A 14,139-nucleotide genomic window follows, 5' to 3' on the forward strand; every position below is an offset into this window, starting at 1 on the left:
GAGGTTTTTGACCTTCACACTTTATGGGCCGCAGTCTATCTGTCGGCCCTTTTTTCTTTCCGAAAGTAGCCCAGTACGAGTTCATGCGAATGCGGTGGCGGCTGGGTAATCGCGACTAGTGCGCAGTGCCGGCGACTGCAGCTGCGATACCAGGCAGCAGGTCGCCGGTGGAGGGATCCGTCATGCCGTCCAGGCAAAATCCGGCCGGAAGGTTCGTCTTCCAGCTGTATTTGACCTCAGCGCATTTTGGCGATTGGCCGGCGGAATCGTAGGCGTAGTAAAGGACGTGGCTGATGTTCACAGGCAAGCTTGCTGACGATCGCAGCGTCTCGACGACATCTTTGTTGAAGACGCGGATGGCGCCCGCCCGGTCCATCGCCGGATAGGTTCCGCTCGTATCAGCCTTGTTCAAGTCACCTCCGGGCTTGCCGCGGGCGTCGTATTGAAAATACCAGGGTTGACCGTTCCACCAGCTCGACCCCGCCGGGTTCCACTCCGTGATCCAAATAGGTTTCTGGTTCACATGCGGGTAGTGAGCGGCCTCGTAGTGCAGTTCGTCGGTGAGCTCCTCGACCATCGCCAGGGTGGTGGTCGAGGTCGGGTAAAGATGCGCGCCGTAGCCGTCGATCAACCCGGTGTAATCGGTCGTTCTGCCGTCCGTGTCGCGCATGCTGGCCAGAGCTTCGATCAGCGGCGCCGAAGCTGGCATGGAATTGCCATATGTGATGATTTCGGCCTTGGGAAAATACTTGCGGATCGAGGCGACCGAGGACGCCAGAAAGGGCGCATAGCCGCGCGCGAAGGCCTGCACCTGGGCGTCGCTCAGGAACCATTTCCACTGGTGCTTGGCCCAGTCCGTGCCGGTTGGATTATCCGCATCGTTGCAATAAAGATCGAGCTCATTGCCAATTTCGAAGGCGTCGACCGTCTCGCCAGCGTCGCGGATTGCCGAAAGCTCCGCCTCGATACGCTTCTGATAGGCGGCAAGGTTGATCTTGCTCAGAGGATAGGTCCCCCATTGGCAGCCGCTCTGAGCCTTGTCGATATAGGCGCCCGGTGGATAGTCGGTGGATGCCGCGCTGATGATCGCGAGCATTTTCATGTGGCGCTGGTGTACGAGCCTCAAAATATCGATCGCCTGAGCGGCATTGCCCAGGCCGTCGCGAAACCATTCGGCGTGAACCCGCGCGATCCCGTCCATCACGGCAACGCGGCGCGCCTCGAAATTCCCGGGCTTGTTGTAGTCGGCGGACAAAAAGGGTGAGACCTTGGGCTCCTGCGGCCATGCCAAGGTCCACTGCGTCGCCATGTTGGACCGATCGATGCCGAACTCAAGCGGCGTGGCCGGGGACGGCCGGGTATCCGGGGCGGCGGCCGCGCCGCCCCCGCCCGCCGTAAGGGCGGAAAGCGGGGGGCCGATGATGAAGCTGGTGTCGTCGCTCCAATGCGCTGTGGCATCCCAAGGATTTGCGCCACCATTGCCGGCGACATAGAGCTTTCCAAGGTAGTGGCGAATGTATTTTGTCGCGTCATCCACCGTCCGGAATGAACTTCCCTGCCCGTTCTTTCCAGGCTCGGGACAGAAGGTGGTATCAGACCGGCCGGGGCCTGTGCCGTCGAATGGTGCTACGCTGAGCGCAAGGTTCCGGCGTCTCAGGAAGTCGCCGGGGTGATTGCTCGATTCTAGCGAGATGCAGGCACTGTCGGCAAGGCCACGGCGAACGATCCAGGTCGCATCGCCCTTGTCTGGCTCGGGACTGTCCGCGGTGATGGGCACGATGACGGCGGCGGAATTCTCGTCTCGGATATAGTCTCCGGTGCAGCAGGGCGTGGTGGCCCGCAAGGAGATTTCCGCGCCCGGCGTCAGCGTTCCGGACAGGCGCGTGGATGCGCCGTAGCGCGCAGCGACAATGTCGGACTGGACGGCACTCTCCGCCCCCTCGGTCGGAAGACCCGCCGTCAGCGCGCCTTCGAAGAAGGAGCCCGCGGAGGCATGGCTGTTGTCGCCGCCGATGCCGAGGAGGATCGCGCCTTCCTGTCGCATTGGCGCGTATCCCGCGGGAAGCGCGCCGGAATAGATGGCGTGGAGCCCACCTGACTGCGCGTCGCCCCATTTCAATGCAAATTGCGTCTGACCATTGTTCTTCAGCCATGCTGAGATGAAGGGATGCAGCCCATCGCCTATATTCGAAGCGGGATTGCAGCTTGGCTTGTCCCAATCGAATATTCCGTTTTCGAGGTCGGCCTGCACTCCGGGCTCTGCAGGCCCGTTGCGGCAGTCGGGCCACTCCAGATTTCTGCTGACATTGAGAGCATCCATATGCCCCGCCCCGGTATCTGCGCCGCTCGTCTCGGCGTTGCCATAGTCGAAACAGCAGCCTGAATTGAAATGGGTTCCGGAGGCGACCATATACATACCCTCCGGCTCTCCATTGACCGCAACGCCCGAAGTCTGGTTGTTGCGGTAACCCATACCGGGGGAAATCGAGAGGCCGTAAACCTGGTGGCCGCCAGCCGTAATCGGCAACGCATCCGCGGCGGCACCGAGATCGGCGCCATTGGCGGCCGGCCCCTTGTACCGTCCGCCGACGGCAATCGCGAGGTCGTTGCGCCTTGGCGACTGATCGTAAATCCGGGTGATGATGCAGGTGGTGTTGGCGCAGAATTCGTCCTGCAAGGTGCCGTTTGCGTAGCCGTCGGAAAGCAGGCCGATATTTTGCCTGGTGCCGTCTGAAGCCCTCTCCACCTGATAGAGCGGACCGCCATATTTGGCGTACAGCGCGCGCACGGTGCTGTGCGCGGCGACGCAAGGCGTATTGTCGGCTGCATAGAGGTCACAGGGCCTTGGCTTGATCGATCCGGCGTGGCCGGCGTCAGGACCGGTCTCGCTTGCAGCTGTAGGAGCCGGGATCGGCGCGACCGCCAGGCGCCCGCTTTCTGTCACCGCGCCGCAGCGAAATGCGCTGTCATGGTCTTCCACCGCTGCATGAAGGGCACCTTGCCAGGTATAGTAGAGCGCTCCGCCCAGACGGTTTTGTCGCCAAAGCTCGCTGAACAGGCCGCGCATGTCTTGCACGGCCTCGACCCGCATGCCGTCATCGATCGGGCATGCGTCGAGCCCCTTCAGGCCGTTGAAGTTCCATTCCGTGATCCAGCAAGGCTTTCCGACAATGCCGGCGGCTGGCCGGCATTCAGATAGACCGTTGGCTTCAAGATGTGTGCGGAGCCCGGCGACGCCTTCAGTCGTCCCCGGGCTCGTCGCATAAGGGTAGAGATGCAGGCCGTAGCCGTCGACCAGCCTGTCGAGGCCATGGGCCTGGAGAAAGTGGAGGGTGGCCTCGACGCCGACCGCATCGGCCCCGACGCTCTTAAGCCACGTCTCCGATCCAGTCGGATCGGAGAGGCCTGCGGAGAGGATCGGCGTCTCCCGGTTGAGCCTCGATCCATCGCGTAGGGTCTTCAGTGCGGCGAGACTGTCAAGATAGCGCAAATAGCCCTTTGTGATCTTTTGCCCTTCGGGATCCTTGGCGAGGTCTTCCTCGTCCAGGATTCGCCCGTTGGCCGAGAGGGGAAAATCGGCATTGAAGCCGGTCCAGTTGATCTCGTTGCCGAGTTCGAAGCCGGCGAGCACGACGCCCTTGTTTTCCAGCCTTGCCAATTGCGCGCCGACTGCAGCCTTCAATTGGTCGGCATTCGTCGTCGAGAGCGGGTAGCCGCGCCAGAAGTTCTTGCCTCTGTAGGCGTCGGGCAGTTTCGGCCACGCGGTTCCGCGATCGGGATAGATCCATAGCAACCACTCGATCTTGATCCCGTGAGCATAGGCCCGCTGCGCAAAGGCCAGGCCGTCATCATTGTCGGGGATGCCGGCGCGGATGACGTGGACGCCGGCCGATTGCAGAGCCTTGAATGTCGCCTCCTGCTCCAAAACGCTCTGCTTATAGGGCTCGTTGACGAGGTTGACGCCGATCACCGGCGGCGTGGGAGCCGCAGTCGCGGGGCTTGCGAACGCCGCCGCGAGAACGAAGGCTGCGCTGAGCATCGATATTAGACGTTTCATCCGCAGGTTTCCCATCATCGCGTGCCAAATTGCGTTCCAAACGGAGCCTCTCACCGACCGTCGAAATAAAAATTAACCAGATGAGTGAACGCCTCGGGCGAACTGTCCGGCAGGTTACGGGTCGGAAAGGCGTGCCACGTGGCAAAGACGATCTGATCCGGCGGCCAGGCAGCGGACGCCTTCAACAGGGCGATGTTATGTTCGGCGCTCGCCATCCAGGCGGCGTCCGGCCCGTTCGGCCTTGCGGCTATGATGATCGGGGCAAAGGCGATGTGATTGCGCCGCACCAGATCGGCGACAGCAGGCAGATAGCCCGCGAGCGGTCGATCCCAATCGGTAATGTCTTCGTGGACAACGGCAAGGTGCGAGCCCGTTTGCTTCTCCAGGGCGTCGAGCCAGGCTTGCGTCTCCTTCGCCCAGCGACCGGTCGGATCGCCGGAAGGTGGCGGCCCCAGCGGCTCGGTGTCCCCGAGCTCCACGTTGGGAAATACGCGTCTATAGGCATTGAAATTCGCCGCCACATCTGCGGCAAGCGCATCGATCGGGCTGTGACAAGCATTCTCACCGCCATAGAACCGTCCGAACCAGAAGGCTTCATCGATGTCGATCGTGTCGAGCTCGCCGCCAAGCGCCTTGATTCTTTGAGCCACATAGTCGGAACCGCCCGGCGGCACGTAGCCTTCCACATGCTTTCCGCAGCGATTTGACCAGGTGAGCATGCCGATGCTGACGGCAAGCTTGAGGTGGTTTTGCTTTAAAAAGGCATAAAAGGAGCGCAGCTTGTCCGGCGGTCCGTTGGTGACAAGGTTCTGGGCGATCGAGATGCCCTCGACATGTGCCATTGCCCTTGCCCAGGGCGCACCAGGCTCAAACATCGACCAGAAATCGGGTGCTCCGCCGTGGGTAGGGTCGTTGCTGGAGATCCATGCCTTGGTGGTTGAGGCAAAAACCTCGTCGGCCGCGAAAGGATTGGCGGCGGTGGCAAAACACACGACCAAGATGAACACTTGCAGGGACTGGAAGAAACGCATCCGGCTTCCTCTTGCCGTTTGCCGACAGCCGCCTCGGTATAGCCGAATTCGGCGACGGTGCGATGAAACTCCGGTTGAGCGACCTGTTGATTTGGAATTCTGGTCTATATCTAACTGTAGCATCGAAATGACAATCTGGCGCTACTTTGGAAGGATGGGGAGTTCGCACCATGAAGACGGTTGCTCGCCTCTTCCTTACAGCGATGGCGTTTCAGATCTCTTTTACGAATAGTGTGAATGCCAACGGTCAGCCGCCGCCTAATCGCGTTGAAACATTGCGCCGGGGCGCCAATATCAATCGCTGGTTTTCAGATCCGGGCGCGCATCCCATAAGCTTTTATGCCAGCTATGTCAGCCTCCAAGTCCTCAAGCAGATCAAATCGGCCGGGTTCACCTACGTGCGCGTGCCGCTCTCACCCTCCGCCCTGCAGCAGCCGGACGGCGAGCTGGATGTTGACGTGGCCAAGGCGTTAGTGGTGCAGATGGCGGCGATCCAAAATGCAGGACTTGGCGTATCCATATCACCGGAACGCCAAAAATGGGACCTTTCGAACAATCCACGCGACCGCGCGTCGCTGGCGAAATTCTGGGATCAGCTTGCACCTCTGCTGGCGCCGCTCAACCCGAACCTCACCTTCGTCGAAACCCTCAACGAACCAAATTTTCCTAACGGCAGCGACTGGGATGCCCTGCAACTCCGCTTGCTGCGCATCATCCGCAGCCACCTGCCCAACGTGACCATCCTGGCCACTGGCAATCATTGGGACGACGTCACCACCCTGCCGAAGACGAAGCTTCTGCCGGACAGAAACATCGTTTACGTGTTTCATTTCTACGATCCGACCTTCCTGACCTCCACGCAGGTGAAGGATCTACCAGCGGAGGATGCACCGGTGCTTTCCGCTCTCATCTTTCCGGTGAACGATCCCTCCGGCTGCACCAGTGTCAGCCAGACCGCCAAGACTGCCAAGACCGAGGGCCAGGTCAAATGGTATTGCCAGTCCGGTTGGACGGCTGCCAAGGTTGCGGCCGACATTCATGCGGCGGCCGCCTGGGCGCACCAGAACGGCGTTGTGGTAGCCAATGAGGAATTCGGAATCCTCGATAATCGGCCGAAGGCTACCCGCTTGGCCTATTTGCTCGCTGTGCGGAAAGCCTGCGAAGCCGAGGGCATGGGCTGGGGACTGTGGGCCTACAACGACGGCTTCGGCCTCGGTGCGACCCTTGGTAAATCCGGCCCTGACACGCTCGATCCTAGCCTTCTCATGGCGCTGGGGCTAACTGTAACCAGTCACTGAACGGGTTTGCAACGATCCCAAGCGCTGAGGGTGCTCTGGCGCTGCGAGGGCTTTGTTCGATTAATCCCGGCATGGTGTAAGCCGGGGGGTAGGCCCCCTTCAAGATCGCGGTAGCTGACACCATAGCGGCAGCACCGGCGGACCGCCCAAAGGATAATCTTGCCCTGAAAATGGCGTCACATGAAATCCCTCATCAAAAGTCTCGCTGAAAATTGCGAATGCTCTTGATGCAAACGCAGGATCGGTGGCCGCTCAATGAGCAGCTATCGTCCAGAAATAATAGGCCAGCGGGATGGCAAGAAGATACATGCCGATGGAGACCTGCTTTGCTTCTCCCGACAATACCTTGACGATGACGTAGAACAACAGCCCACCGGCGATGCCGGTTCCAAAGCTGTTGGAGACGAGGGTCAAGAGGACCATCATCAAGGCGGAAAGACCGTCGGAGAAATTCTCAAGGTCGACCCGCTTTAGCGCGCTGAACATCGACATGCCGACGAGGATCAGGGCGGGTGCGGTGGCCGCTGCCGGGATCATCAGCGCGATCGGGGTGAAGAGCAAGGTAAGGGCAAAGAGGGCCGCGGTTGCAAGCGAAGCAAAGCCGGTGCGGCCGCCCGCTTCCGCGCCCGTGGCGCTTTCGACAAGCGCTGTCGCGGAGGGAATGCCGAGCAGCGGGCTGATCGTGGCAGCGATCGAATCGACGAGGAACGGCTTGCCCAGATCCGCCATATTGCCCTCCTCGTCGACAAGGCCGGCCTTGGCGCCTACGGCGAGCGTCGTGCCAAGCGTCGAGAAGAACTCGGATGCGAAGAAGGCAAAGAGATAGGGGAAATATTCGATCTTCAGCGCACCGAGGAAATCGAGCTGCAGGCCGATCTCGGAGATGCCGTGTGGTGCTCCGAAGAATGCGGCAGGCACCTTGGTGACGCCGAGCGGAATGCCGAGCAGCGTGCTGCCGAGAATGGCCCACAGGATCGGTCCCGGCACCTTGCGACCACGCAGAAAGACGGCGAGGAAGATGCCGAAGACGGCAATGATGGCCTGCCCCGAGCTGAATGAGCCGAGCATGAGCGCGTGGCTCTTGGCGTTGACGTCGACGAGACCGGCATTCTTGAAGCCGAGAAGCGCGATGAACAATCCGATCGCGGCACCCAGACCGAGCTTGATCTGGGCTGGAACCATGCGGGCGATGACCTGGCGTACGCCGAGCACCGTCAGCAGCACGAAGATGACACTGGACCAGAAGGAGATGGCAAGCCCGGTCTGCCAGGGAATATGCTCCACGGCTGCCATCGTCGGACCCACCAGAACCGAGCCGCCGATGCCTGGCCCCACCACGAAGGGCATATTGGCATAGAGCGCCATGAACAGGGTCGCGCCGATGATGACGAGAATGGTTGCTGTCGTTGCGGCGGCGCGGTCGATGCCTCCGGCCGAAAGCAGGGAGGGGATCACGACGAGAAGATAGGCCGACGCCAGGAAGGACGTCATGCCGGCGATGACTTCCGTCTTGATATTGGTCTTGCGCTCGCGCATGCGGAAATAGCTCTTCCACCACGGTTCGACCGCGTCGTCCGGCTGTCCGACATTCATATTTGAGGCCATTGTGACTATCTCCTAAGTCGGCAAACGCTGCCGTGCGGCTGATGACCTCAGTTTCGGCTTGCAGCCAGAAGCGGTCTGATTTCCTGGGTTGTCCCGTCTGTCAGACCGAGGTCGGTGACGTGCGGGCCTGGGTTGCATGCAAGGCTTGCGCCGACGACGGCCTTGAAGGTGCGAATGGGCGGCATCCAGTCGGCAATGTTGTCGGCCGCCGCGCGCAGTCTGGCGAAATCATCCGCCACTTCCTTCGCAGGCGCATCTGACAGCAAGCCGCAGACGGGCAGGGGCAGGACGGCCGTAACCATGCCATCGGCAGCGGTCGCCATGCCGCCGCCGGCCTCGATAACGGCATTGGCCGCCGCTGCCATATCCGCGGGATCGCGGCCGAAGACAGTGAGGTTGTGGCTGTCATGGGATATCGTCGTCGCAAGCGCGCCGCGCCAATGGCCCCAGTCTTCCAGCACGCCGATGGCCGGCGTCGGGTCCTTTCTTCCGTGGCGGTGGATGACCGCCATCAGAAGCATGTTGTCGGGCAGGACGAGCTTGTCGTCTTCCACTTTGACGGCCGCTTCCCCCCATTTCGTGAAACGCGGGCTGACAATCGTGTTGATCCTGGCTGCCGTCATGCCCGGCAGTGCGATCGTGAAGTCGGCGGCAGAAAGCCTGCCAAGCTTTACGGTGTCGCGATAGGCATTCGCGGATACGCTCTCACAGGTTCCAGTGAGGCTGCCGCCTCTTGCGACCTCACGCCCCGATGCGAAGACGTGGTCGACCGCGATCGTCTCCAGGTCGGAGAGAATGATGATGTCGGCGCGACGACCGGGCGCCACCAGCCCCAGATCATAGCGGTTCAGCCACATGGCGGCGTTGAGCGTGGCGGCGCGGATGGCGTCGATCGGCTTCATACCGTAGCCGATGAGGCGCCTGAGAACAGATGACATCGCACCATCGCTCACGAGGTCGTCGGGGAAGACGTCATCGGTGCAGATCGTCAGCGTTTGCGGCATATGCGGCAGCCTTTTCAACGCCTCGATCACGCCGGGCAGGACATAGTCGTGGGAACCGCGCAACTCGATGGTGAGGCCGGTCCGCAATTTTGCCAGCAGGTCTTCGCCCGAGGTGATCTCGTGATCGGATTGAATCCCCGCAGACACGAATGCCTGCAATTCCGCGCCTTCGAGGCCACGAGCATGGCCGCAGACGCGCTTGCCGCTCGCAAGCCCGGCCTCGACGATGCCGCGCATCGGCTCGCTTCTCTCAAGGACCCCACGCATATTCATGACTTCGGCAACGCCGGAAATCTCCGGCCAGCTCAGCATGGTCGCCATTTCGCCGGACCGGAACTCCGCACCGGCAAGCTCCAGGCCGGGCGCCGAAGGCACGCAGGACGGCGCCAGGGTCAGGAAGCGCAGCGGCAATTGCCGTGTTTCTTCGAGTGCCCATCGAATGCCGTCAAGACCGGCGACGTTGCCGATTTCATGCGGGTCCCAGCAGATGGTCGTCGTACCCTGCGGGACGACCGTTTCGGCGTATCGCCTCGGCGTCACCATCGAGCTTTCGACATGCATATGGGTGTCGATGAAACCGGGCGCGATGAAGCGTCCCGACGCGTCGACGATCTCGTTCGCGTCCTTCCTGCTTCCGGAGGGATGAACGCTTGCGATCAGGGGACCGACAAGGCCGATGTCGGCCGGCCTCATTTCCGAGGTCGCGACGTCGACGAGCGTGCCGCCGGCAATGAGCACGTCGAACGGCTCAAGGCCCAGGGCTGCCCGCACGGCGCGATCGCGCAGCTCCGGTGAATGGAGGTCATGGGGTTCGTTCGGCATCTTTGCCTCCTTGGACGAAAGCGGACGGGCGCGCGGTCGATTGCCGCAAGACAAGTTCCGTCGGGAATATCCCGCTGGTCTCGGTTTCTCCGGCAACGAAGGCGAGTGCGTGGTTCGCCACGGCTTCCAGATCCTGCCGGACGGTGGTGAGCGGCGGAGAAACGATTTGAGCCCACATCAGATCATCAAAGCCGGTGAGCGATATGTCTGCCGGAATGCTGTAGCCCCTGTCTCTGACGGCGATGGCAAAGCCGATGGCCAGGGCGTCGTAGGCGGCTGCACAGGCTGTAAAATCCCGCACATCGAGCTCGCGACCGAGGGCGCTGCCTGCTTCGAAAGTGGCATCGCCGTACCGCAATGCCGGTTCGACACCGGCCTGGCGGAAGATTTCGCACATTCCTTCGACGCGCTCGCGCGCCACCAGTGAATTCTCAGGGCCGGCGAGGATCAGAAGCCTGTCATGGCCAAGTTCGAGCAGATGACGGGCGATCAGGCGGCCTCCCTCACGATGATCGCTGGCGGCGATATTGCCCGTTGTGGCCGCGCTGTCTATGACGGCGACGGGCACCGAAACATCCTCGGGCACAACGGTTGTGCCGCGCGTCGGGATCACGATCAGCGCGTCGACGCCGCGGGCGATCATGGTTCTCATTTCGAAGTCCTGCTGCCGGGGATCGCCTTGGCTGTCGCCGATCAGAACGGCCAGATCGCGCTGCTTTGCCGCCCGTTCGATCGCCTGTGCAAAGGCAGGAAACAGCGGTTGCCCGATGTTCGGGACCAATAGGCCAACCGTATTGCTCCGGCCGGTGCGCAGCGCCCGTGCCGTATGGTCAGGGACATAGCCGAGCCTGTCCGCCTCCAGACGAATCTGAGCCGCAAGGGCTGATGATACCCGCCCCGTACCGCGCAGCGCATTGGAGACGGTTGCCGTGGAAACACCCAGCCTGGTTGCAATTTCGCGGATGGAAGAGGGGCGTGTACTGCTCATTCAAGAATGCGCTCTGGTTTTTGTGATTAAACGATTAATCAACATGGCACACTTTTGCAAGAGCATCTTTCGTCGCTCATCGATGCGGCGCGGATCGACCTATATTGGCGGCTCGATTTGTGGGTGACGATCGGCCCGCTGGCCGATCGGATAGAGGTATCAGACCGCAACCAGATGATTGGGGGAAACAGTTCGATATTCGCGCGGCGTGACCAGATAATCGACCGGCCGGATCGGGCTCTTCAGCTCGTCGCCGGCTGCCGCGCGTTTCTCGCGTCGGCGGTCGGGGTCCGGCACCGGAACGGCAGCCATCAGCTTCTTCGTATAGTCATGCTGCGGATTGCCGAAGACGGCTGCGCGGGGGCCGATCTCGACGATTTCACCGAGATACATGACGGCGACGCGGTGGCTGACGCGCTCGACCACGGCCATGTCGTGGGAAATGAACAGGAAGGAGAGGTTCAGGCTCTGCTGCAGGTCGAGCATCAGATTGATGACCTGCGCCTTGATCGAGACGTCGAGCGCGGACACGCTCTCGTCGGCGACGATCACCTTTGGCTGCAATGCCAGGGCGCGGGCGATGCAGATGCGCTGACGCTGGCCGCCGGAGAATTCATGTGGGTAACGGCTGGCCATGTCGGGTGTCAGCCCCACCTTGCGCAGCATGTCGGCTACGATCTCTCTCGCCTCCTTTGCCGTTCCCATCCCGTGTTCGAGATAGGGTTCCGCGACTGCCTGGCCGACCGTCATGCGCGGGTTGAGCGACGCGAACGGGTCCTGGAAGATCATCTGCACGGATTTGCGCATCTCGCGCATGTCACGCTTGCCAAGCGAGAGAACGTCCCGGCCATCGACCACGACGGAGCCGGATTGCGGCTCGATCAGCCGCATGATTGCGCGACCGGTGGTGGACTTACCGCAACCGGATTCACCAACCAGCGACAATGTTTCGCCGGCGAAGAGATCGAACGAGACGTCCTCGACCGCATGCACCCGACCTTTGAGCTTTCCGAAAAGGCCGGAGTGGATGTCGAAACGCTTGGTGAGGTTCTTGACCTGCAGTACCGGCTTTTCGGTCGCCACCGTATCCGGCACCTCGACCGGCGTGTCGGATTCTCCGGTCGCGGTATTGACGACGGGAAAGCGAAGCGGGCGCTCGTAGGCCTGCATCGAGCCGAGCACGGGCACGGCCGACAGCAGCGCGCGGGTATAGGGATGCCGGCCGCGATGGAAGATGTCGGCCGTCGCCCCCGTCTCCACCTGCTCGCCGCGATACATGACGACGGTGCGATCGGCGATCTCTGCGACCACGCCCATGTCGTGCGTGATGAACAGAACGGAGGTTCCTTCCTCCTCCTGCAGCATCTTGATCAGGTCGAGGATCTGGCCTTGGATCGTGACATCGAGCGCCGTTGTCGGCTCGTCGGCAATCAGCAGCCTCGGCTTCGAGGCGAGCGCCATTGCGATCATGACGCGCTGGCGCATGCCGCCGGAAAAGCGGTGGGGATATTCGTCGAAGCGCGACGCGGCCGAGGGGATGCGGACCTTTTCCAAAAGCCGGATCGTCTCGGCCTTGGCGTCCGCCGCCGACATGTCCTTATGGCAGAGTAAGGCTTCTGAAATCTGATCTCCGATAGTAAAGAGCGGATTGAGAGAAGTCATCGGCTCCTGGAAGATCATCGATACGTCATTGCCGCGCACTTTGCGCATCTCATGTTCGGGAAGCGAAAGCAGGTTGCGGCCGCCGAGCATGATCTTGCCTTCGATCCGGCTTGAATCGCTCTGCAGCAGCCGCATGATCGAAAGCGAGGTCACGCTCTTGCCGGAACCGCTCTCGCCGACGATCGCCACCGTCTCGGCCGGCTGGACGGAGAAGGAAACATTGCGCACGACAGGCTTCCATTCGCCGTCCACCAGGAACGAGGTAGTCAGATTTTCGACTGAAATGACCGGTTCCGCGCTCCCGGCGATCCTTACCTGTGATGTGCTCATCTTTACTCCCCCGCTACGATTCTTGTCATGGCTCAATCGGGCCAGTTCAGCATGCCGTCAAAGCGATGCCTGCTGCGGTTCTCGATCGGCGTCGCGATGATCTCGTTGGAGGCGCGCGCCTTGTCGAGCTCCTCGGCCAGCCGGGCAGCGACGATCGTCTCCTGGCCGGGATGCAGGTTGCAGGGATCGAGATAGAAATAGTGATGTTCGACCTCATGATCCCGTACGATGACGGGCGGGTTGCCGCGGCCAAGCGCTGCGGCAAGATCCCAGGCGCTGATATGCGCCTCCGGTGCCTGGACAATGACCCGCAAACGCTCGAGCGGATTGTTGGTGGGGTCCGGCTCGATCAGGGCGGTGACGCCGGGTCGGCCATCCAGGGTCCGCTTCCACAGGTTGAGATAGCCGGTTTCCCGTTCGCGGATGCCGGCATGGTCGCGCTTTTCCCAGGCCTCCAGCGCCGCCATGACGCCATAGATGCTTTCCTTGCCGACCTTCATGCCGCGGCCGATGCCCATATTCTGCAGGAAAGCATTGCGCACCAGTTCCTTCTTGCCGGCGACGATGCCCGACGTCGGGCCACCGAGGAACTTATGACCGGAATAGAGGACGATGTCGGCGCCCTGCGCGAGGAAAAGCTTGAGATCGTATTCCGAAGCGGCGTCGACGATGACGGGCACGCCCTTGGCATGGGCGATCTCGACGAATTCGATCAGATTCAGCAGGCCATAGTCGACCACATGATGGGATACGACATAGACGGCGGCAGCCGTCTTCTCGGTGATGGCGTTTTCCATGTGGAAGCGATGCGTCGATGTTGCCTGGCCGATCAGGACGACCTTGCCGCCGGCAAGGCGGATTGCCTGATCCACCGGAGCGCCATAGCTGACTACATGGCCCATCTGCACGATGACTTCGTTCTTGTCCGGACTGATGTCGGGCAGTCTCTCGATGGCGAGCAGATTGTTACCGGTTATGGCGCCGGCGACGGCGAGACTGATGCCCGAAGAACAGGATGCCGTCACGAAGCCTGCCTCGCTGCCCGTCAGTCGTGCGATGACTGCACTTGCCTTGCGCTGCAGGTCATTGATCTCAACGAACTGCGGAAGAATTGCCGTCATTGCCGCAATGGCTTCGGGTACGACGATCGACGCGCCGAGGCTGGTCATGGTGCCGGACACGTTGATGACAGGCCTCAGGCCGATTTTGCTGCGGATATCGTCAGACATTCTATCTCTCCAAAGTGACGGCCCGTTGCCGATTGTCATCGACAGTTATGCCATAGTAATGTAATAGCTTCTCGAAATATCACGAGGAGCGTTGATTTGGACGCGAAGACCCT

8 protein-coding genes are annotated in these 14,139 nt (G+C 61.3%); 1 reads left to right on the plus strand and 7 read right to left on the minus strand.

Annotated features, from left to right (window positions below; all coding sequences use genetic code 11):
- Positions 1-115 precede the first annotated feature (115 nt).
- Both BJ928_RS32005 and BJ928_RS32010 read right to left on the minus strand, forming a co-directional pair.
- Positions 116-4,057: an alpha-L-arabinofuranosidase B gene (locus tag BJ928_RS32005; protein ID WP_197070150.1), complete on the minus strand. Its 3,942-nt coding sequence runs from the start codon at positions 4,055-4,057 to the stop codon at positions 116-118.
- A gap of 50 nt (positions 4,058-4,107) precedes the next feature.
- A complete protein-coding gene (locus tag BJ928_RS32010; RefSeq protein ID WP_047635864.1) occupies positions 4,108-5,088 on the minus strand; it encodes a hypothetical protein in 981 nt (326 codons plus the stop codon).
- A 170-nt stretch (positions 5,089-5,258) separates the two neighbouring features.
- On the opposite strand from BJ928_RS32010, the gene BJ928_RS32015 reads away from it, so the two are divergent.
- The gene (locus BJ928_RS32015; protein WP_047635863.1) at positions 5,259-6,386 is read left to right on the plus strand and encodes a cellulase family glycosylhydrolase; all 1,128 of its coding nucleotides are present in this window, start codon (positions 5,259-5,261) and stop codon (positions 6,384-6,386) included.
- 252 nt (positions 6,387-6,638) lie between these two features.
- Here BJ928_RS32015 and BJ928_RS32025 read toward each other — a convergent pair whose 3' ends face one another.
- The 5 genes from BJ928_RS32025 to BJ928_RS32045 all read right to left on the minus strand — a co-directional run bounded on the left by BJ928_RS32025 (position 6,639) and on the right by BJ928_RS32045 (position 14,026).
- Positions 6,639-7,991: an NCS2 family permease gene (locus BJ928_RS32025; RefSeq protein ID WP_047635862.1), complete on the minus strand. Its 1,353-nt coding sequence runs from the start codon at positions 7,989-7,991 to the stop codon at positions 6,639-6,641.
- Positions 7,992-8,038: 47 nt separating this feature from the next.
- Complete coding sequence (locus BJ928_RS32030) at positions 8,039-9,817, minus strand: adenine deaminase C-terminal domain-containing protein (protein ID WP_047635861.1); 1,779 nt, start codon at positions 9,815-9,817, stop codon at positions 8,039-8,041.
- The gene (locus BJ928_RS32035; RefSeq protein ID WP_047635860.1) at positions 9,798-10,805 is read right to left on the minus strand and encodes a LacI family DNA-binding transcriptional regulator; all 1,008 of its coding nucleotides are present in this window, start codon (positions 10,803-10,805) and stop codon (positions 9,798-9,800) included. The genes BJ928_RS32030 and BJ928_RS32035 overlap by 20 nt, the downstream gene beginning before the upstream one ends.
- Before the next feature lie 159 nt (positions 10,806-10,964).
- Positions 10,965-12,797 (minus strand): ABC transporter ATP-binding protein, encoded by a 1,833-nt coding sequence (locus tag BJ928_RS32040; RefSeq protein ID WP_047635859.1) that lies wholly within the window; start codon positions 12,795-12,797, stop codon positions 10,965-10,967.
- Positions 12,798-12,829: 32 nt separating this feature from the next.
- On the minus strand, positions 12,830-14,026 hold the full coding sequence (locus BJ928_RS32045) for an aminotransferase class V-fold PLP-dependent enzyme (protein ID WP_047635858.1): 1,197 nt from the start codon (positions 14,024-14,026) through the stop codon (positions 12,830-12,832).
- Between the last annotated feature and the right edge of the window lie 113 nt (positions 14,027-14,139).

It is taken from the genome of Rhizobium sp. WW_1, assembly GCF_003610155.1.
Classification (GTDB): Bacteria; Pseudomonadota; Alphaproteobacteria; order Rhizobiales; family Rhizobiaceae; genus Rhizobium; species Rhizobium tropici_A.